Source organism: Actinotignum vesiculae (genome assembly GCF_051267215.1).
In the GTDB taxonomy this organism is placed as follows: domain Bacteria; phylum Actinomycetota; class Actinomycetes; order Actinomycetales; family Actinomycetaceae; genus Actinotignum; species Actinotignum schaalii.
Genome location: NZ_JBOZGG010000012.1, coordinates 51,242 through 72,151, shown reverse-complemented (window position 1 = coordinate 72,151; position 20,910 = coordinate 51,242). Strand labels below are relative to the sequence as shown.

General features: G+C 63.2%; 13 protein-coding genes. 4 read left to right on the top strand and 9 right to left on the bottom strand.

Annotation, left to right across the window (positions count from 1 at the left end; genetic code table 11):
* Positions 1-3: 3 nt before the first annotated feature.
* Together ACRQHG_RS07275 and ACRQHG_RS07270 are read right to left on the bottom strand one after the other, a co-directional pair.
* Positions 4-780 (bottom strand): lysophospholipid acyltransferase family protein, encoded by a 777-nt coding sequence (locus ACRQHG_RS07275; RefSeq protein WP_435713158.1) that lies wholly within the window; start codon positions 778-780, stop codon positions 4-6.
* A complete protein-coding gene (locus tag ACRQHG_RS07270; RefSeq protein WP_435713159.1) occupies positions 777-1,592 on the bottom strand; it encodes an SDR family NAD(P)-dependent oxidoreductase in 816 nt (271 codons plus the stop codon). The genes ACRQHG_RS07275 and ACRQHG_RS07270 overlap by 4 nt, the downstream gene beginning before the upstream one ends.
* 200 nt (positions 1,593-1,792) lie before the next feature.
* Here ACRQHG_RS07270 and ACRQHG_RS07265 point away from each other — a divergent pair, with 200 nt between their 5' ends.
* Positions 1,793-3,313 carry an HD domain-containing protein gene (locus ACRQHG_RS07265; RefSeq protein WP_435713160.1) on the top strand — a complete coding sequence of 507 codons (1,521 nt, stop codon included), beginning with the start codon at positions 1,793-1,795 and terminating at the stop codon, positions 3,311-3,313.
* Between the two features lie 194 nt (positions 3,314-3,507).
* On the opposite strand, the gene groL is transcribed toward ACRQHG_RS07265, so the two are convergent.
* From groL to ACRQHG_RS07250, 3 genes are all read right to left on the bottom strand, one after another.
* Positions 3,508-5,130: a chaperonin GroEL gene (gene groL, locus ACRQHG_RS07260; protein WP_016443292.1), complete on the bottom strand. Its 1,623-nt coding sequence runs from the start codon at positions 5,128-5,130 to the stop codon at positions 3,508-3,510.
* Between the two features lie 321 nt (positions 5,131-5,451).
* The gene (locus tag ACRQHG_RS07255; RefSeq protein ID WP_435713161.1) at positions 5,452-6,078 is read right to left on the bottom strand and encodes a LytR C-terminal domain-containing protein; all 627 of its coding nucleotides are present in this window, start codon (positions 6,076-6,078) and stop codon (positions 5,452-5,454) included.
* Between the two features lie 139 nt (positions 6,079-6,217).
* On the bottom strand, positions 6,218-6,553 hold the full coding sequence (locus ACRQHG_RS07250; RefSeq protein WP_435713162.1) for a DUF3263 domain-containing protein: 336 nt from the start codon (positions 6,551-6,553) through the stop codon (positions 6,218-6,220).
* 1 nt (position 6,554) lies between these two features.
* On the opposite strand from ACRQHG_RS07250, the gene ACRQHG_RS07245 reads away from it, so the two are divergent.
* On the top strand, positions 6,555-7,223 hold the full coding sequence (locus tag ACRQHG_RS07245; RefSeq protein WP_435713163.1) for a uracil-DNA glycosylase: 669 nt from the start codon (positions 6,555-6,557) through the stop codon (positions 7,221-7,223).
* Between the two features lie 133 nt (positions 7,224-7,356).
* A complete protein-coding gene (locus tag ACRQHG_RS07240; RefSeq protein ID WP_435719855.1) occupies positions 7,357-8,859 on the top strand; it encodes a hypothetical protein in 1,503 nt (500 codons plus the stop codon).
* Positions 8,860-8,936: 77 nt separating this feature from the next.
* Here ACRQHG_RS07240 and ACRQHG_RS07235 read toward each other — a convergent pair whose 3' ends face one another.
* The 4 genes from ACRQHG_RS07235 to ACRQHG_RS07220 form a co-directional block, all read right to left on the bottom strand.
* Positions 8,937-11,102 carry a serine/threonine-protein kinase gene (locus tag ACRQHG_RS07235; RefSeq protein WP_435713165.1) on the bottom strand — a complete coding sequence of 722 codons (2,166 nt, stop codon included), beginning with the start codon at positions 11,100-11,102 and terminating at the stop codon, positions 8,937-8,939.
* Positions 11,099-15,304: a type VII secretion EssC family protein gene (locus tag ACRQHG_RS07230; protein ID WP_435713166.1), complete on the bottom strand. Its 4,206-nt coding sequence runs from the start codon at positions 15,302-15,304 to the stop codon at positions 11,099-11,101. Before ACRQHG_RS07230 ends, ACRQHG_RS07235 begins: the two co-directional genes overlap by 4 nt.
* 137 nt (positions 15,305-15,441) lie before the next feature.
* Positions 15,442-16,848 (bottom strand): ABC transporter substrate-binding protein, encoded by a 1,407-nt coding sequence (locus tag ACRQHG_RS07225; RefSeq protein ID WP_435713167.1) that lies wholly within the window; start codon positions 16,846-16,848, stop codon positions 15,442-15,444.
* Positions 16,845-19,967, bottom strand: a complete 3,123-nt coding sequence (locus tag ACRQHG_RS07220) for a hypothetical protein (protein WP_435713168.1) — start codon at positions 19,965-19,967, stop codon at positions 16,845-16,847. Before ACRQHG_RS07220 ends, ACRQHG_RS07225 begins: the two co-directional genes overlap by 4 nt.
* 469 nt (positions 19,968-20,436) lie before the next feature.
* On the opposite strand from ACRQHG_RS07220, the gene ACRQHG_RS07215 reads away from it, so the two are divergent.
* Positions 20,437-20,718: a pyrophosphorylase gene (locus ACRQHG_RS07215; RefSeq protein WP_087070350.1), complete on the top strand. Its 282-nt coding sequence runs from the start codon at positions 20,437-20,439 to the stop codon at positions 20,716-20,718.
* Positions 20,719-20,910 lie beyond the last annotated feature (192 nt).

The window sequence follows — 20,910 nt, the reverse complement described above, 5'->3', positions numbered from 1 at the left end:
GGGCTACTCAGCCGCCGTTCCACCCGGCTCGCCAGCCGCCGGCGGATCGAAGGGGCTAGTGCCTTCCGGGGTGAGCGGATGCGCGCTCTTCTGCTCGAGCATCATCTCAATAGCGGTGAATACCCGGCCCATAAAATCAGCCGGGTCTTCCTCCGGCAGCCCGTACATGGGCCGGCCAATAAACAAAAACACTTCGCCGCGGAATTTCGGGAGCACCGCCCCCACCGGCATGACCTCGTGCCCGCCGGACATGGCGATGGGAACAATCGGAACATTGAAACGCTGGGCGAGGGCCGCGGCGCCCGCCTTGGGGGTGCCGAGCTTCCCGGTGCGCGAGCGGGTACCTTCCGGGAAAATCAGAATCGGAACACCGGCGGCCAGCAGGCGACCCGTCATCCCCTTGGCACGCCCGGGCTGATATTCCGACCCGGCTTTCCCGGTGGGTTTTTTACCGCGCTCAATGGGATAGGTATTAAAGAACAGCGAAGTGAGATTAGAAATGCCACGGCGGCGATAAAAATAATCCGCGGCTGCGCCGGTCGCTAAGCGCTCGGTGAGTTTATCGGGAAGCAGCGAGAAAATCATCGGAGCATCCAGGTGCGAAGAATGATTAGGCACCAGGATAAACGCGCCGTCCAGGTTCTCAATATTTTCTTCCCCCAGCACGGTAGGTCGAAGAATCGTGGACATGACCGGTTTCGTCAGGGCGCGGCGCACCCGATGCCGGCGGCGGGCCTTGGACTCATCCAGATACGGATCAATCGGTTCGAGCTCGCTCACCCGCGGTCCGCCTTTCGCCCACTGCCATTAATTTTCCTTGCCACCCAGTTTACCGCGCAGCGCGGGCCTTTCTCCGCCAGGAAACCAATGATCTTGTAGCGCACCGTGGGTGTGCAGCGGACTTTTCCGCGCGCGGCCGCCGCGAGCGCGGCCCGCGCCACCGTATCGGGCTCCAGCCACAGCACATCGGGAACCCCGGAGCGTTTCCCACCCGAGTTGCGGTGGAAATCCGAACGTACCCAGCCGGGCAGCACCGCGGTGACCGTCACCCCGCTGCCGTGCAGCTCCACGGCTAACGATTCGGACCAGACCCGCACAAAAGATTTAAGGGCCGCGTAAGCACCCATGGGAACGAAGCTCTGCACCGAGGCAATATTAATGAGAGCGCCCCTCCCCCGCGCAGCCATCGCCGCGGTGGCCGCCGCGCCGATTCGCACCGGCGCTCCCGCCATGAGGGCCGCCGCCGCGTCAATCCGGTCCATATCCCCGTCCACCAGGCTTTCATACAGGCCAGCCCCGGCATTATTGATGACCACATCAACGGCATTGTCACGCAGGTAATCGCATAGGCGTGCGACGTCGTTCCCCACACCTAAATCGCAACACATCGTTTCGCAGTCCACGCCCCGCGCCCGGAACTTTTCGGCCACGGCGTTCAGACGTTGCGCCCCGCGTGCCACCAGGACCAGCGCGTATCCGCGGGCGGCGAGCTGGCGGGCGAAGGCGAGCCCGATGCCGGAACTTCCCCCGGTCACCAGTGCCCGGGGCCGGCCAGCTGCGTGCGAGGCGGAAAAGGCTGCGTCAGATATCACGTCTCTACGTTAGTGCACCGGCCGCGCCCTTGCACCCCGCCGGCCCGGTTATCGCGTTCAGCTGGGCGAAAAGTGGCGGAACCGGAGAACTCTCCGCCCGCGTCCACGCGCCGTGCCGCACTTCCCCGCACCGGCCGCGCCCCGCAAAAAGACCCACATGTTCCCCACCCGGGCCTGGGCATGATTAGAATCAGTTGCGTTTGAGTGCGGAGGGCGACGTGCGTCGTCGTCCCCTGGCGAAAAGTTCGCCGCGGGTGCGCACCACGGTGGGAGGAAATATGTCCGTTCCTTCGTGGCTGCCGGTTTCTTTCGAGAAGGCAGTGACGGGGCTGGGGGCGACCGCGTCCAGCGCGGAGATTCAGGAGACGTGTACGTCGGTGCTGGCGCGCTGGTCGGAACCGGATCGTATCTTCCACGATATTCACCACCTCACGGCCATGCTCGCCAATGTGGAAAAACTCATTAACGAAACGCATCATCCGGATACCGTGCGGCTTGCGGCCTGGTACCACGGCGTGGTTTTTTCGACGTCGCGCTACCGCGTCTACACGAAACGCGGCGGTGAAGATGAACTGCTTTCGGCGCGTACGGCCGAAAATGAGCTGACGCAGCTCGGTATCGCGCCGGAAACCGCGCGCCGGGTGGCGGAGCTGATTTGGGGGATGAAGGCGCCGGCGCTCACCGCGATGCCGGTGATGGGGCGTGCCCCGGCCACCAGCTTGGGGACCGCCGAACAAGATATTGACATTATGGTGCTGCGTGATGCGCACCTGGCGATTTTGGCTGCGTCCCCGCAGAGCTACCGGCGCTACACCCAGGCGATTCGCGAGGAATACCCGCATATTCCGGACGAGAGTTTTTGGCGCGGGCGTGAGAAAATCGTGGCGAAGCTGCTCGAGCGCAAGCATTTGTTTTATACGCCCGAGGGCCAAAAATGGGAGGATGCGGCACGTCAGAATTTGCAGGCGGAGGCCGCGAAATTGCGTAAGCGCCTAGCCGAGCCGGAGCCGGATACGGGCGGGCCGCACGCTATGGACAAGCCGCGGCCTGCGGAGACGGCGCACGCTGCGGATGGCGCGAACACGGCTGAGGCGCTGCGCCCCGTGGAGACGGCCGGAAGTGCTGAAGGCGCGCGAACAGTAAATACCGCGCGAACCGTGGACGTGACGCGCCCGGCAAACGTGACGCGCCCGGGGGACGCGAATGTAGGTACGACGACGCTCACCGGGCTCGCCACTCCCTCCGCACCCACCGCGCCGGCCGGGGCGGATGCCTATCGCGATGCCCGCACCGAAACTTCTACTTTGGAAGCGGTGGAAGCTCGGATTCCGGAAGAAGATGCCGGCGAAGTCACGCGAGTGCTGCCCACCGGGCCGGCCGCCGAGGCGAGCGAGCCGCAGCTGAGTGCGGAACAGCTTCGCAAGCGCCAGCGTGAGGAGGTCTCCCAGGCCACCCTCAATAAGATTAATGCGCGCCGGCGGGCGGCGGAGAAGGAACGCGATGAGGCCATCGCGCTGGCGGAGAATATTGATTCCCCGCTCGCGGATCGCGCCCAGGCAGAGGTGTGGAAGGAAAAGGAACGCGAGGGCGCACCCCGGCGTACCCCTCGCTATACGGAGAGCATCCCGCCGCTGATCGAAGATGATCCGGAGGGCGATATTGTGGGCCGGCCCGCCGAGCCCTCCCCCACACACGGCATCGAGCGCGAACCCGATATGTAGCCGCGGCCGCGGCGGTCAAGCGCGGCCGAACCTGTGAACAGCGACTGAACCAGTAGCACGTAGCCGCACCGGCACACCGCGGCCGTGGCCCGTACGCGCTTCCGGATACCACAAAGGTGGCACGCCCTCCTCACGGAAAGCGCGCCACCCTTACGGTTTATGCCTTGGCATCAGCTGCAGCTGAACCTAGCGGTTTAGTACATACCACCCATGCCGCCGTCACCCTGCGCGGCCGGAGCCGGCGGTTCGGGCTTGTCCGCCACCACGGCTTCGGTGGTGAGGAACAGGCCGGCAATGGAGGCCGCGTTCTGCAGCGCCGAGCGGGTCACCTTGACCGGATCCATAACGCCCGCCTCCATGAGGTTGACGTATTCGCCGGTGGCCGCGTTGAGGCCCTCACCCTTGGGGAGGTTGCGGACCTTCTCGGCCACCACGCCGCCCTCGAGGCCGGCATTGCTGGCGATCTGCTTGAGCGGAGCTTCGATAGCGTAACGCACGATAGCCGCGCCGGTCGCTTCGTCGCCCTCGAGCTTGAGGTCGGCGAAAGCTTCCTTACCGGCCTGGATAAGGGCCACGCCACCACCGGCGACGGTGCCTTCTTCCACGGCCGCCTTGGCGTTGCGCACGGCGTCTTCGATGCGGTGCTTGCGTTCCTTGAGTTCAACCTCGGTAGCCGCACCGGCCTTGATGATCGCCACGCCACCGGCGAGCTTGGCCAGGCGCTCCTGGAGCTTCTCGGTGTCGTATTCGGAGGTGGAGTTTTCGATCTGGGTGCGGATCTGGGAAACACGCCCGTCGATCTGCTCCTGGTCGCCAGCGCCGTCCACGATGGTGGTGTTTTCCTTGGTGACAACCACCTTGCGGGCGCGGCCGAGGAGCGTAAGGTCGGTGTTCTCCAGCTTGAGACCAACGGACTCGGAAATCACCTGGCCACCGGTGAGGATGGCCATATCCTGAAGCATTTCCTTGCGGCGATCACCGAAGCCCGGGGCCTTGACGGCCACGGAGCGGAAGGTGCCGCGGATCTTGTTGACCACGAGGGTGGCCAGAGCTTCGGATTCCACATCCTCGGCGATGATGAGGAGCGGGCGATCCGCCTGCATCACCTTTTCGAGAACCGGGAGGAGTTCCTTCTGGTTGGAGATCTTCGAATCCACGAAGAGGATGAAGGGATCTTCCAGAACGGCTTCCTGGCGCTCAGCATCGGTCACGAAGTAGGGGGAGAGGTAGCCCTTATCGAAGGACATACCTTCGGTGAGCTCGAGCTCCAGCTCCAGGCCGGAGGACTCTTCCACGGTGATGACGCCTTCCTTGCCGGCCTTATCCATGGCTTCGGCAATGACCTCACCAATTTCCTGGTCACCGGCCGAAATGGCGGCGGTGGAGGCGATTTCTTCGCGGGTATCAACTTCCTTCGCGTCCGCGAGGAGGCGTTCGGTCACGGCCTTGACCGCGGTATCGATACCCTTCTTCAGCGCGATGGGGTTGGCGCCGGCGGCCACATTGCGCAGGCCTTCCTGCACGAGGGCCTGGGCGAGAACCGTCGCGGTGGTGGTGCCGTCACCGGCGATGTCGTCCGTCTTCTTGGCGACTTCCTTGACGAGCTCAGCACCGATGCGCTCGTAGGGATCTTCCAGCTCAATTTCCTTGGCGATGGACACACCGTCATTCGTGATGGTGGGGGCGCCCCACTTCTTATCAAGAACGACGTTACGGCCCTTGGGTCCCAGCGTCACCTTGACGGTGTCCGCGAGGAGATTGAGGCCGCGCTCCATGGAGCGGCGTGCTTCCTCATCAAAAGCAATGGTCTTTGCCATGCGATATTCCTCCAGAATCACTGTGGCCGGTGCCCGCGACGGACGACTTCCCGCGCGAAGCCTTTCTTCGCTCACGGTCAGCCTCACCAACCAGTTGGACTTATCACTCACATACTCGGAGTGCTAACAGAGATTCTGGCACTCTCACGGCGTGAGTGCAAGCTGTGGTTCAGGTACGACGACGCAACAGCCATCCGCCAGAAAAGCGCGATATGCCCGCAATTCCGCGCGCCTAGCCCCGGATAACCGCCCCGAAAACTTGAGCGGGAAGCACTCAAGTTTTAGCGGCTGGCGAAGCCGGGAATCTTCACGCGAGGTTCTTTAGTCGCGGGTATCCCCCGCCAGCACGACGACGATGCTATCCCCGCTCGCACTGGCGTTTTCAACGAAATCGGTGATTCCCAATTCGGCACCGATGGCTTCCACGGTGGGCAGATCAGCGGCCGCCGGATAGAAAATCTGGGAGTGAGCCGGTGCCGCGTGCTGGTAGTTACCGATGGAGGTGGTGGTAAAGCCAGCGTCGGTGAGTTGGCGCTGATGTGCGGCAGCATATCCGGAAATCCCGGAGGCGTTGAGGATGAGGGTGGAACGGCTGTGATCCACCTCAGCGGCCGGGGTGGGGGAAGCCGAAGGTGAGGCTTCTTCCGCGGGCGCCGGCGCTTCCGAAGCGGGGGCCGGGCTGCCTTCCGCGCCCGCACCCGCGGTGCCGGCTTCGGGCGCCGTAGCCGAGGGCTGGGCCGGGGCGCTCACGCTCGGCTTGTGGGAGGGTGGCGCTACTGAAATCTGGTTCATTTTGACAATGCCGTACCCGAGAGCCGGGGCGAGAATGAGGATAGCGATGAGCGCGATCCACCACTTTGCCGAGGATTCGCGCTTGCGGTGAGCGCCGCGGGTTGTGCGCTGGCGCGCCGCGATATCAAATTCGTCTACTGGGTACTTTCCTGCCACACCGTTAGCCTAGCTGTTTTCTGCCGCGCAATCAGCGGTGACGCGGCACGCGGTCGCCACAAATTACGCGCCGCCCCGCGCCGCCCGCACTGCTCGCGCACCGCGCGGCACTTGCTGGGGCTACCACCTGCAGCGCGCGTCACTCGCCGCGCCCGCCGCGTTCCTTATCGCGCAGGTCCCGCAGCCGGGTGATGGCTCGCACCACATCCGGGTACTCCACTTCGGCGCGCGGGTTATTGAGAATGCCGGAAAGAATGAGGTAGTAGCGGGTGGGAGTCATGCCGAGCGCCCGGATCGCCTCGGTTTTCGTGCGGTACACGGCCCGCCACCGCATCTCCGTGGTGAGGACGCGCAGCTCGTCGTCGTGCAAGGCAGGGCCGGCACTGCGCAAGAAATCCTCCCACGAAGCTTCACCGTCACCCCGTTCCGAAGGCGCGCTCGTAAAAGGAGGTTCCTCACTCCGGTACTCTGACACTATGCAGCCTCTTTCCGAGATCATCAGCCCCGATTGGGCGCGGGCTCTTGCCCCTGTTGAACCTATCATTCATGAGATGGGCACGTTCTTACGCGAAGAGAACGCGGCCGGGCGCGGCTATCTTCCCGCGGGCACAAATGTGCTGCGCGCTTTTACCTATCCTCTGGATTCCGTCAAGGTGCTTATTGTGGGCCAGGACCCCTACCCCACCCCCGGGAATGCGGTGGGGCTCTCCTTTAGCGTGGCACCGAATGTGGCTCCGCCGCGCTCGCTCGTCAATATTTTTCGGGAATTACACGACGACGTTGGCGCCCCGCTTCCCAGCAGCGGTGACCTCACGCCGTGGTGCGAACAGGGTGTGATGCTGCTCAACAGGGTGCTGACCGTGACCCCGAATAACGCCAATTCACACCGGGGGCGCGGCTGGGAGAAGGTTACCGATCATGCGATTCGCACTCTCGCGGCGCGCGGGAAGCCGCTGGTGGCGATTTTGTGGGGTCGTAACGCTCAGGAGCTGCGCCCGCTGCTGGGAAATACCCCGGTGATTGCCAGCCCGCACCCGTCGCCGCTTTCCGCCTCGCGCGGTTTCTTTGGTTCCAAGCCTTTTTCGCGCGCTAATGCACTGCTGGCCGAGCAGGGTGCCAGCCCGGTGGATTGGCGGTTACCCTAAATATCCGTGCACATTCATTTACTACGGCGTAACATGGGGTGTAGTGCGGGATTCCTGCCCGCACATCACGCCGTTTCTCAATTTAGTTTCACAGCTGAAGCTGGATAGGGAATTATTTTCCACGGGGGTACCCATGGCCATTCACGCACACACCTTGGGGCGGTTCGCCCTTGCCGCTGCCCTGACCGGCGCCGGCATTTTCCTTCCCGCCACCGCCACAGCCGGCGGCCCCGATCCTGACCGGACGCTCATGCGCAATGTCATGACCGTGACAGGAGGCGGAGTGAACTGCCGCGGCGGGGATACCTGCGTGGAGAAGGTGGGCGACGTCGCCCATGTGAGTTACACGGTTCAGGTAGCCCGCCTGGTGGAATCCTCAGACCATATCCAAACTGCGCAGGGCGCGGCCATTTTCGTTCCTACCGTGCTGGAGAACGTAAAAATGACGCTCACCAGCGTTCCGGACTACCCCGCTCTTGAGGCCCTCCAGGCCCAGCCTGATTTCGATTGGGAGAGCCGCTGGACGGTTCCCACCAAGCCCGTTAATCAGGAGCTCCGTATCTGGGATGTGGGCCGCGACAGCAACGGGAATGCGGTTTTTGATCCCGAGCTCTATCCCGATATAGCTCCCGAGGATTTCCCCCGGTACTCATACGTCACGCCGGATTTCGAGGATCCTAATCTGGGCGTGCGGCGGATAAAAGCCGACTTGGCCGTTGCCACAGATCCGCCGTCGTACCTCGCCTACGGCGGCGAGGTAGCGAATATGGACCTCTATGACGAATACTCTTTCGGAATAGGCGGCTCGGGCGTCTACACGCTCCGCGTGGAAGGCGATGTGGCGGTGCAATCGGAGGTGACCGTGCTGCCGATCCGCGCCATAAATAAGCTGTGGAAATGCTCGCAGGAAGGCGGCGGGCCCGGTTCGTATATGGAAGGCTGTCAAAGCCTGCAGGAATTTGAGTGGGGCCGCATGGGCGATCTGCCCGCGTATTCACTCAGCGATCCGGCGGTGAATGCGGCTGCACGCGAACGGGTCACGGATGCCGGTTTGACCGGATCGTCGCAGTGCGTGGTGACGCGGGAAACCGGGCGCAACGATCTTATCGGAAAAGATATTGAGGGCTCCCTGGGTGCGGGCGATTGGTATACCTACCTCTACGCGCTCCACGCCAATCCCGCGGTTACCTACACCATCAGCGGGGTTGGCGAGGACGGCTGCGATCAAGCCGCCGCGGTCATCACGCTGTGCGAGCAGCCGGAGCCGTCGCCGGAGCCTACGCCGGAACCGGAACCTTCCGAATCGCCGGAGCCGTCGCCGGAACCGGAGCCTTCTGAATCACCGGAGCCCGAACCGTCCACGCCAGCGCCGCCGGAACCTACACCTACCGTACCGGCTACTATCAGCACTCCCACGGTTCCGAGCACTCCGAATGCTCCCAGCACACCGCCTTCGGTGCACACGCCCGCGTCTACGCCACCGACGAATGTGCCGACTCGGACGACGAATGTGCCCACACCGCGCCCGACGCCGCTACAACGCACCGGCGCGAACTCTGCTGCCGGCCTGGCACTCGCGGCACTGCTGGGCGGGACGGGAATAGCGCTCGCAGCCTGGCGCAGGTTCCGGAGCTAAAACCGGGCTTCAGGCTCCGCTAGCCGCTACCGCCTAAGGCTGACTCCCCGGCTCCCTAAGATTCTGCTTCACAGCCCTTAGGACCCCGAGCCGGTAATGGCAATGGTGCCGGGAGCGGCATCGAAATTACCGACGACGGCGCCGATCTCGCATTGAGCCGGATAGAGCGCGGAAACCGCGTGACCGTCCGAGCTGATGGTCACCGCCCCGGAACAGCGGTCGGTGAAGCGCAGATTTGCCGTGTCCCCGCCGGTCAGATCGGAGAGGATACTCGTCGGTGCCCCGCTGGCGGGGCTGGTGTAGAGCGGCGTCGTCACGTTCTCACCGTTGGGCCACACTCCGATAATGCTGATGGGAATCGGCTGGCCCTGCTGGATCCGCGGGGGCACCGTGACTTTGACGGAGCGCAGGCGCTGGAGCGGATAGGCGGTGGAGGTAGCCGTTTCATTCCCGGCCGCCTTCGCGGTTGCCTCACTAACCTCGGTGAGCCACCGCGAAAGTTCCTGTTCCTCTTCAGGAACGTAGTCCGAGCTCACCGTGGCGGTAATGGTCACCGGTTGGCCAACCGTCACGGTGGGAGCCTCCAGGGTCCAGGCGCAGCGGGCCGTGAGTGAGGTCGTGGCATTGGAATGCGGTTTGCCGGCGCGATCCCACACCACGTCGGCGCATTGCGGCGCCGCTGCCCCGCTCGTTCCCTTCGTGTTCTGCTGCTCAGACTGCTTCTTCGCGGTATCCCCGCCTTCATCCTTGGGTTGCGGGGCGGGAATCACCTCCAGCACGTTACCCGAAATCGGGCTTTTCGCGGTTTTGTACGTGACGGTGTAGTCGATGACCTGGCGTTGCGGATTCCACTTCGCCTCGCGCACAATCGACAAACCGGAGGGAAGCGGGTGATCCTCCAGCCGCGCCTGGATCGGTTCGGTGGGAGCGGTATCGGCACTTTCCGCCTGCGGCCACAGCATCCACACCACCCCGGCAATCGCCGCGAGGAGCGTCACAGCACCCAGAGTCACGAGAATCCAGTGCTCACGTATAAAACTCCCGGTTTTTTCCCAGAAGCTCGGCTCGCGTTCAACCACGGGCGCGGGTACATAGTTAAGGTCCAGTGCCGCGCCGGAACTAATAATGGTGGCCGACGGCGCAGCATCGAGCTCCCCTAAACTCTCACGGGAAAGGACGACGGCGGGGCGGGCGGGCGCCTCCTTCTCAGTATCCTTAGCCGCGCTCAGCGCTTCGCGGGCTAGTGCGGCGGCGCTGAAAGCACCGTCCAGCATGGTGGCCGGGTAAAAGGCCGGGGCGGAGGGGTTGATCTCCAGGGGTTCCTGGCCGGCACTTGCTTCCAGGCAGGCCGGTAACCTGTCAAGCACCTGCGCGGCATCCGGCCGGGTATCCGGGTTCTTCCCCACCAGCTCATCGAGCAGAGCAGCGGTGTTTTCTTCCAGGCCGGCCAGCGGAGCAATTTTCTCCGTGAGGTGGCGATGCGCAATAGTGAAAGGATTGAGGCCCTCCCCGCCGAAGGGTGTGCGCCCGGTGAGCATTTCGTAGAGCATAATGCCCACCGCGTACATATCCACGCTCGGGGTGGCGCGCGCCTGCGCGATGAGTTCCGGAGCCATATAGTCCGGGGTTCCCACGATGCTCGTGGTTTTTGAGCCGGTTCCGATAATCGCGGCAATACCAAAGTCTGTTACTTTGACGTTGAAACGGTCCTCCGCTTCGGTGCGCCCGCGTAGTTTTTTCCGCCCCGGAAGGGCCTTATCTTTGCCGGCCGTGGCTGGCGTATCTGGCGCAACCGCCACGTCCGGAGCCAGCCCGGTCAAAATAATATTGTCCGGTTTGATATCGCGATGGACGACATCGCCCGCGTGTGCGCTCTGGAGTGCTTCAACCACCTGACGGGTGATATCCAAGGCATCCGCGGGGGCTAGAGGTCCGTGCTCAGCGAGGTATTCGCGCAGGTTAGGGCCGGGCGCGTACTCCATGACGATGCCGAGTTTGCCGCCGTCGGCCACCAGGTCATGCACCCCAACGATATGGGGGTGGCTGAGCTGGGTGAGGACGGAGCGTTCGGTAATGAAGCGCCGCAGAATTTCCGGGTCACCCACGTATTCGTCACGCAGGAATTTAATGGCAACGCGGGTGCCATCATCCTTACGTTCCCCCTCATAAACCACGCCGGAGGCACCGCGGCCGATGGGGGCGAGTGCGCGGTAGGAAGCTCCGAAATCGAATGAGGTGCTCATGCGTCATCCCGCACGGTCACGGCTTGGATGAGGGTGGCGGTGCCGCCTTCGCAGGCGTAGCCGCGCCCGGCGGCCATTTTGACCGGGGAGCGCCGCGGGAGGCGCACGCCCAGGAGGTCGCCATCGTAATCGCGGTTCGGGTGGAGCAGAATGCCCAGTCGCGATTTGCGTAGCGTCGCCGTCCATTTGCCGTAGGCGGAACGCAGGTCATCGTTACGGCCGGCCGCGATAATAAGGAGCTGCTGGTTGCTGGTGGCGAGGAGATCCTTGAGGGCTTCTTCCCCTTCCGTGACCTGATGGGCGTCGTCGATCAAAAGAATAGTGGGCGTGGTACCCAGACCGGCTTCCGCCACCGCGGAGGGGACGTCCTCGTGGTCATAAACGTTGTCGAGGACGTCGCTACCGTGCAGCGGGGAGCGGCGCGAGGCCAGACCGATAATGCGCAGGGAGCTACCGGCGGCCCGCGCATCACCGGCCAGTTTTGTGGCGATACCCAGGAGTACCGAGCTTTTCCCGCTGCGCGCCGGCCCGGAAATGAGCATATGCTCCCCGGCGTAGGCTTCCAGGCAGTAATCACGCAGGGTGGCTTCTTCCACTCCGACCGGGATAATCCAGGGCTCCCCCGTTAGCTGCGCGGTGGTGCTCAGATCGGATACCCGCAGGTCATCACTTAGGCGCGCCACCACGGTGGTTTTCTCCACCGGCTGCCAGCGCGCTGCCACCGTAGCAATCGCCTGCTCTAGCGGGCCGGGAATGGTGGCCACATGCCCGTGGAGTTTCGTGATTGCGTCCACGTAGCGGCCCGGAACCTGGGCGGGAATATTATCACGTGAGACCCCCACCAGGGAGTAGTCATAAGAATCAGCCAAGCGGTAGAGCCATTTCTGGGTGGTGACTTCATCCACCGCCGCGGGAATGGCCTTGAGGCGCGAGGTGGCGCCCACCATGTGGATGCCCACGCCCGGCCCCTTGCCCCATACCTGGTAGAGACCTTCGAGGAGTTCCATGCCTTCCGCATCATCATATTCTTCACGCAGGGTGGCGAATGAATCGATAAAAACGTAGATATCGGAATATTCGCCCGGGTCCGTGGTGCGCTTATCGTATTCGCTGCGCAGGTAGCGCAGCAGGCGCTGCTGGAGTTCCCGATTGGCTTTGCCCGGCCCGGCGTAACCAATGGAATGGGGCAGTTCGTGGAGGGGTTCCAGGCCACGCCCGCCCAGGTCAAGGTACAGGAAATCCGTGGTGGCCGGGTCGGATGTTGCGGCGATGACGAGGGCGAGGGATTGCAGCGTCGTCGTTGTTCCCGAACCGGGAATGCCGGCGAGCATGAGATTGCCTTCCGCGGGCCGCCAGCCGGCCGGGATTTGGCGCTGGTGGCTGGGATCATCGGCAAGGGCCACGGCAACGGTATCCCCGCCCGCGCTCATGCGAATATTGGCCACGCCTTCGCGCGGAGTATCGGTATCGAGGAGCAGATCCACCCGCTCGCCCAGCGGTTCGGGCCAGACGGGGCGCGGGGTGCCGAAGCCCGCGGCGCGGTGGGCTTCTTGGATGGCCCGGATGAGGAGATCAACATCGGATTCTTCATCCCCGGCGCGCGCCACGGTGTGATCGGGGAGCGGACCGCCCAGCTCAATTTCGTCAACATGGAGATCCGTGGACTGGGCCGCGTCGCTTATACCCGTCACGAGCGCGGTTTGGATGGGGTGAATATCTTCTTCCCCGAGTTTGATATAGGCACGCCCGCGCTGTTCGCGGCCGATGCTGGAGGCGTGCGGCACCCCGATAACATTCGAGGAATCATCGCGCGATTGCACCCGCAACGCGACCCGCATATTGGTATTCGCGAGGATGTCATCATTGACAACGCCGGCCGGGCGCTGAGTAGCGAGCACCATATGCACACCGAGGGTACGCCCCACCGCGCCGATAGAGACCAGGGAGGAAAGTACATCCGGGTACTCTTTCGCGAGTTGAGCAAATTCATCGACGACGACGAGAATGCGCGGCATGGGCTCACTAGGGTTCGTCGCCAAGTAGTTATCGAGGTTGTCCACGCCTTCCCCGGCGGCCGCGAAGCATTGCTGGCGATAGAGCATCTCAGCTTCCAGGGCACGCAAGGCGCGGTAGGCCAGGGAGGGCTCCAGGTTCGAGAGGGTTCCGATGGTATGCGGAAGTTGGTCGAGGGTGGCGAAGGCCGCCCCGCCCTTGAAATCAACCAGGATGAACGTGAGGTGCTGAGGATCTACGCGGGCGGCGAGCCCGGCCACCATGGTGCGCAGCATCTCCGATTTACCCGAACCGGTGGTACCACCCACGAGGCCGTGCGGGCCGTCCCGAACCATATCCAGCCAGTACGTACCATCTTCGGATACGCCCAGCGGGAAGCGGAATCCCTTATTGTTCTGCCACAGCTGGGTGATATCCGCGCTAGTCATATCGCGGGAAAGCCCGAGCAGGCCGAGAAGATGAACAAGGGGCGGCAGGGCCGCGCCGGCGTCGCGCACTTCCGGATCATCGAAAAGGGAGAGGGACCGCGCCCACTCTTCTAGGCGCGGCTCGGTGGATACCGCCCCGGCAATATGTTCGATGGTGACATCCTCGGAAGGGATACTCAAGGTCAGCTCCGCCCCGGGTTTCGCCTCGATAACGCTATGGCAGGAAGCGGGGAGCTGTTCGGGGCGGGTAGCTAGCACGATACCGCTAACTTCTTTGGCTTTCTGGGAGCCGGTCACATCTTCCCCGCGGTAGGAGAGGAGGTCACGGGCCGGGCAATCCCGGCCTTCCAGGAGTGCCACATCATCAATAACGAGGAAAAGGGAGGCGGAAGACAAGCCGTTGAGGCCATCGCGTAGGCCACGCAGCATGGTTTGGGCCGGGGTGCGTTCAAAAGCGAGATAGCGGTTATTCGGGTTAGCGCCGCCCACGCGGGTATGGGGCAGCCAGGCACACCAGCGCCAGTGTTCGGAGCGAGCCCGATCCGTAGCAACCGCAATCGTCATATCCGCCGGGCCGGAGAGGGTGGCCAGCTGGGTCACCAGGGAACGCGCCACGGCCAGGGCCTCGTCACGCTCACCCCAGATACCCACCGGCCCCTTGGTGAAATCCACCCGAACCGGGGCGGCCGGGATGCGGGCCAGATCGAGGATCTCGCGTACCCGCGGCTCCGGTTTGGTACTGGCATTTTCGAGCGGAACCTCGAAGGGAACCGGCCCGGTGCCAATCTGCGCACTTCCGAAATCGAAGTGATCGGAGCGCACCTGCCACAGGCGCGGTCCGCCGCGCCGAGCTTGGTCGGCCAGCTCGTGCTGGTAGGGAGTTTGGGCGCGCATCCGGGAGCGTTCTACCAGTGCGGCTTTGCCGATATCCACGGTGAAATCCTGGAGCGCCGCCACGAACTTTTCTTCTTCTTCGATTTTGCTTTTCTTAGAACGGCGCTTCTGTTCAATAAAGGATCCGATGGCGATCACCGGGGAGAAAAGCGCGATGAGGGCGAAGCGGAAGGAACCGAGCACCGCCACGAGCACCACGGCCATGAAAATCGGAGCCAGGATCGCAGCCCAGGAGAGACGTCCGGGTTTTTCCGGCATTTTCTTTTCCGGCGCTTCGAGTTGTTTGGGGTGTGCGGGCAGGGCTCGGCGCGGGGGCCGGTTAAAAGCGACCGTAGACACGGCGGTGAGCACGCCGTGAGCGGCGTCGTCGTTCTGTTGAGAAGTCTCCTCATCACGCCGGACCGCTTCGAGGTAGAAGGCCCCGATGCCGATCACGTCCCCGGGATGCACTTCGGTGGCGCCTTCCTCCCCTTTCAGAGCCGCGCCGTCCAGAATGGTGCCGTTCGAGGAGTTATCGTCACTGACCCACAGGCCGTCATCGCGCACTTCCACGAGGCAGTGCGACCACGAAACCGTAGGGGAATCAAGGTGGATATCGGCTTGCGGACTGCGGCCGATGCGCAGAGTACGGCCCGCGGGAAGGGAGATATAGCGCCCAGTATCCGGTCCCGCCGTGATGATGAAGCCCCATTCTTCGGCGGGCTGTTCCGGTTCGACGGCGGAAATGACGCTTCCCTCGTGCACCCCAGCGCGAGCCAGGGTGGTTGAGGGGGTGACCGCCACGCCGTCCACCCACATGGTGGCCCATTCGCGCCGGTCGAGGTGGGCGCCGTCGAGGATATCCCCGACGCGCGTCTCTTCTGTCACGTTTGTCAGAGAAAACAACCGATCCGAGTGATCGCTCCTAATGACAATACGCATATCGTTTTCCGCTGTGCCTTTACCTTCAGGGGCCGCACCTGGGGTGATGCGGGCGGCCCGCTCCGCTTTTTTCGGGGTGTTCCTTAGTGGGCACCCTCAGAGGAAATCCATTCGACGCGCCCGTCCACGATGGCTGCTTGCACCGGGCACGGACCGTCGCCCGCGCTGCCTGCGCCACTGCCACCGCTACTCCCGCTAGCAGCGCCGCCACCCGTGCTACCCGCGCTTCCCGCGCCGCAGCGCGCCACCCGTTCGGCTCCCGATACCGCAGCGTCGCGCGCTTCGGGGGTGGTGAGGGCCTGCATGATCTTGGCCGGGTCGGTGGAGTCGGCTACCGCGGCGGCGGCCACGAAGCTGAGCACCGCATCGTGGCTGAGGCCGTCGGCGTACTGCCAGCGCTCGCTGAACTCGGTGTCATCCCGCAGGGAGGGAAGCGCGCCGTTGGTGCGCATCACCTCCACGGCCTGGAGGAAACCGCCGGCCGGCAGCCCGCTGGCATCCGGTGACGTGAGGGATACTCCGCCCGGGGTGGGGAATCCGTAACTGTAAATACCGGCAATCGGGGTGCGTGCATCGGTGAGGCCCGTGCTGAGCACGCCGTTGAAAGCTTCCGGTCCCACGAGGATCGGGCCGTCGTATCGCGCCCCGCGCAAACCGGTGATTTGCTGGGCGATCGTGGATGCCGGAGCGTCGATAACCACGCAGGGATTGGGCCGCCCCAGGGTGGCTTCCAGCACCTGAGCACTCACGGTGGCCGGTTCGGCTAGGCCGATATGGGCATCGACCCCGCGCACGCCCCGCACCCCGTTGGCGAGCTCCCCGCCCACCGAAACCACGGTGGAACACTGGAGGTCACCGAGCTGGTTGGTCAGCCCGGTGATCCAGCCACCCGCCGTGGGAAGCTGGTAGTGCGCGCCCTCGGGAACATTGGTGGAGGGCTGGAGCTGGTAGGGGAAGATAATGGGAAGCCCGGCATCTGCGGCCGCATTCGCGAGCGCCAGGGTGTGGCTACCGGTAGTGAGGGCAATGACTCCGGAAACATCGCTATCGGATAATTCGGCGATGGCGGCGCGGGCGCCGTCGTCACTACCCTGATCGGAAACGGTCACAAGCTCCACCGGGGTACCACCCTGCGCGAGGCGCCATTGCGCTACTCGCACGCCTTCACCGCTGAGGTCCCAGCCCGGGCCCTGGGTGAGATCTTCCGTATAAGATACGACGACGCCGAGCTTGAGGCCCTCGGGCACATTCTCCACGGCGAGCTCCACGGAGGCCGGCGGGAAAGCCTCAAAATCGGGTTCACTGGCCGTCCGCGCCTTTTCTGATTGGTACCGGAAGAACCAGATCACGGCCGCGAGGAGGGCGATCAGCAGAAGAGCGGCAAGAATACCGAGTGCGGTACGGCGCTTATCGCGAGCGGGCTCGCCGCCCGCCGGATAGGCCCCGGAGGATTGAGTTTCGGCCTCGGTGTGCTTAGCGGATTCGCTCACTTTTCCTCCTCAGTAGGAATGACGTGGAAGGAGTACATTCCGATTTCCGCGTTGCCGGATGCCGGGAGTGTGGGCAGCTGTTCGAGGCGGGCCAGGGAAGCGCGCAGGCGCGCGGCCCCGAAGGCGTCCGCCCCGAGTGCTGAACGGTACCCGGATTGAATGGTTGTGGTGGTCGCGGTGGAATCGCTCAGCTTGGCATCGGCAATTCCAAGGTGGCCTTCGGAGGTCTTCATAGCTCCGAGTAGGCCGCCGCCACCGGGGGTATTGGTTCCGATATCCGCGAGCACGTTGACGAGGTCCTGCATAATGAGCGCGGACACGGCATCCGAATTGGTGATCGCGTTGCGGCTGGTTGTGCTCACGGTTGCGCTGTTCTCATCCATGAGCTGGTTGGTTTCCGCGTCCAGGGTGTTATTCGCGTCCGTAATCAGTCCGGTGGTGCTCCGCACCGCGCTGGATCCGGTAGTGCGCAGGTTTTCAGAGAATACCGTCAGCTGATTGGAGACGCTATCGAAAATCGCGCTGGAGGAACGTTCGGTGCGGTCCCGTGCGGTGGAAACCCCGGTGTAGAGGCGGTTGCGATTGGTAGTGCCCGTTTCATCGGTGCGGGTCTTCGATTTTCCAACGAAGCCGTCCAGTTCCGCGGCGAAGGCATCCAATTCACCCACCACGTCACGGGCCAGCGGGGCCAGATCCGCGTAAATATCAACGGTGGTGGCGATGTTCTTATTGAGTTCGTCAACCATCTGCGCGAGTTGTGCGGTGCGATCCTTGCGCTGATCATCGAGGCGTGCACGTTCAGCATCCAGGTCCGTGAGGATCTGCTGGGATTGCGTGAGGCTCTCGCGTAGCTGCGCGAGCCCGGCAATGGCCTCCGGCTGATTTTCTCCGCTCACCGATTGGCTTGCTTCCATAATCGAGGTGATGTGATCGCGGGTTTCCTGCCCGAGGAAACGCACGGATTGGCGATATTTACCCGCGCGGTTACCGATCATTCCCGCGGTATGCGGGCATTCGGCCCCGGTGAGATCACGAACAACCTCCCGCACTGCCTTTTTATCAAGCTTGGGATTGGCAATTGGTTCCTCGGAACCAACCTCGCGGGTCAGGCCCGCGTCAATACACATGGATTCCGTGATCTCGGTGAGGCGCTTATCCTGAGCCTGGTTGCGTTCAAAAGCCTTTCCGGCTTCTGCATTGACTCGGGCGAATTCCTTGTCCAGTGTCCCCACGAGCTTGAGTGCGGCATCGAAACGCTTCTTGAGTTCATCAATATAGGGCGTCATGGGCGCGCTGGAATCTACCGTTTCTGGCGGGATCTCTTGGGGAGCACCCGTACTGGACCCCGTGCTTGGCTCCGCAGTGGGCGCCGCGCTCGGTTCAGGCGAGCCAGAAGGTTCGGTTCCCGCGCTTGGGTCGGGCGCACCGGAAGGCTCGGTTCCCGGCCGCGGCGGGAAGCTCGGAGAAAGCCCCGGCGTGGGTTCCGGCTGCGGCAAGCGGCCCTCGTGCTGGTAGATCTGGAGGTCTTTCGCGAGGGTGTTCACGCTGCGCAGGGCGCCATCCAGTTGCTCAACCGTATCCAGGTTCTTGTGCTGGGAACCGCCACGCAGCTGCGTGACCAGCTCTTCACCTTCGGAACGCACCTGGTTGCTTAGCTCATTCAAATCGTGGTGAGCGCTGAGAACCGTGCAGGTCAAAGTGGTGGCAACAGCCGGATTCGCGCAGTCTTCCGGGGAGGGATTTTGCGGCCCGAGGATGCTGTCCAGATCGGAAAGAATATGTTCCTGGCAGCGGGTGGTGGTGGCGCTCAGCGCTTCCAAGCGGGCGGAGAGGCCGTTGATAACCCCGTACACCCCGCCGGCCGGAATCACTTCTTCCGGGTTGGTGACGGTGGGCAAGTCATCGCCCGCCGCCGGGCCGCTGGGTTTGGGCGCCGGCGAAAGCGTGGCCATGGGAATGGAGCTTGCCGTTGGCCTGGGGCTGGGATCCCCGTTCGGGAGGGTGGGCCACGGCGAAGGCGCGGCACCCGTACCCGCAGAAGCAGAAGGCGAGGGAGCTGGGGATGCCGGCGCGCTCGGCCCCTCCCCCGGGCTGGGAGCCGCCGGGGTGGGGGCCGCCGGGCTCGGCGTAGCCGGCAGGTCTTCCTCCAGACCGAAGTTGATTTCGCAGGTATCGGGGTTGATATCGATACGCGGCCGGGGAGCATCCGGGTTCCCCAAAAGGGTGCGCACAGTGGCGGTTGTTTCTGCCAGCGAGCTGGACATGGTGGAGCCCGTGCTGGCGAAGAGGCTATTGAGGCGCGATTCCAGGCTCTCCAGCGTGGATGAGACGGACTGCGCCGAATTCTCAATGCGCCCGCGCGACATCTCCAAATCCCGGATGGTGCGCGAACCAATGGAACCACCCGCATTGGCGAGCATGGCACGCGCATCCTCAAGGGCGGTCCCCGAATCCGCGAGGATATCCGCAGATTCTTGCAGGGTACGGATGGTTTGGGAAACGAGAAGGGTTTCCTCACGTTGATCGCGCGAATCCGGGTTAATACCGAATCCGGGCTGCGTCGCAATATTAATAACAGGCGTGACGAAATCCTGCGCCTCAACAACCAGCGTGAAATGCAGGAGCGAGGTGGTGGACCCTACTCCGGTGAGTCCAGCCCACTGCACCGTGGTGGTACCGCGGTCATTAACGGCGACGACGCCGTTGGTTGCTATGCCTTCACCGCCGGCCTGGGGAGTCCGAACAGCTTCGGGGGCGATACCGGGCAATTCCACACCGGCAGCAACCGACATCGGGGTGGCCACGAGCACCTCGTGACTAACCGCGCGCCCGTCAATATCCGCGTTCACCCGCTCCAATTTGCCTGTGATATTTTGCACAGTGACATCAATGCGAACCGGGCCGGTAGCCCCGGCAACACTGCTGGCATCTGAAGTGGTGACCCCGTTAAAGGTGTAGGAGGTAACCACCCGGATGGGGAGCTCCCCACCGGCGGCTGCCGGATCAATACGGTGACCATCACCGCCGGCCATTGCGGTAATGGCTCCGTCACCGCCCACCTGGATCGTGACAACTCCAGGGTCGGCCTGAGCCGGGACGGCCACGGCAACTCCGGCCACGGCCAGAGCGGGAACCGCCAGAACCAGAAGCGCTGGCCGGCATCGCTTCACAAAGTTGCGGACAGGAAACATTGGGCGCCTTTCGTACTGTGGTGAGCGCATGACGGCCACACCCTATCACCCTGCGATGACGGATTTCCGTGGCTTAAACCGCGCCAGATAGCCGTTTCCCGGGAATTTGGTTTTTATTTACCTTGGGGGCACATACTATGCGGATTTACCTTCGTTTCACGGTCCCGCGCGGCCGGAGAAGCGCCGTCGTCGTATATTCCACCGTGGCGCAGTCAAGCCCGCCGCAAGGTTAACGCAAGCCCTCCACCACCCTCGTAATTGTTATCAATTTGTAATATTTCACGTTACGGAGTATTTACCCGGGGTCAGTAGCGTCGAAGGCGTCGATGGCTAGACATGACAATGTCGCCCTGTCGGCACTGTCAGAACTCTTCTCTACCCAATAAGGAGACCAATCATGGCTCGTGTACTTACATCCAGTGAAGCCAAGCAGGCCATTCAGCAGATGCAGTCCATTATTAACGGTGGGCTGACCGATCAGATTTCGCAGCTTGATACCCAGGGGCAGACCCTCTCGGATGCGAATGTGTGGGATGGTCCGCTCGCTCAGCAGTTCCGTGGTGATGTGTGGCCGCAGACCAAGTCGGCTCTGGACAAGGCCAAGCAGGAACTCGAGGACCTGCGTAACCAGCTCGACCAGATCTCGACCAATATCTTCACCGCCGGCGGCGGCGAGTAAGCACCACACCACCACCAGTCCGATTTACGCGCAATCCGGGCGGTTCACCGCATTTGCGTGTCACCCACGCGGCGAACCGCCCGGATCTTGCGTTTCCTTGTATTTCATTTCTCCTCTATGACTTCTTCATCGCCCGCCCTGTCTCGCCTCGCCACCACAGCACACCGTCACGTGCCCCGCGAGGCGCTCACA

Bases quoted from the DNA above. Each gene is read 5' to 3' on its own strand.
- groL (WP_016443292.1), bottom strand. From the start codon at position 5,130: ATGGCAAAGACCATTGCTTTTGATGAGGAAGCACGCCGCTCCATGGAG.
- ACRQHG_RS07245 (WP_435713163.1), top strand. From the start codon at position 6,555: ATGCAGCCTCTTTCCGAGATCATCAGCCCCGATTGGGCGCGGGCTCTT.
- ACRQHG_RS07235 (WP_435713165.1), bottom strand. From the start codon at position 11,102: ATGAGCACCTCATTCGATTTCGGAGCTTCCTACCGCGCACTCGCCCCC.
- ACRQHG_RS07215 (WP_087070350.1), top strand. From the start codon at position 20,437: ATGGCTCGTGTACTTACATCCAGTGAAGCCAAGCAGGCCATTCAGCAG.
- ACRQHG_RS07240 (WP_435719855.1), top strand. From the start codon at position 7,357: ATGGCCATTCACGCACACACCTTGGGGCGGTTCGCCCTTGCCGCTGCC.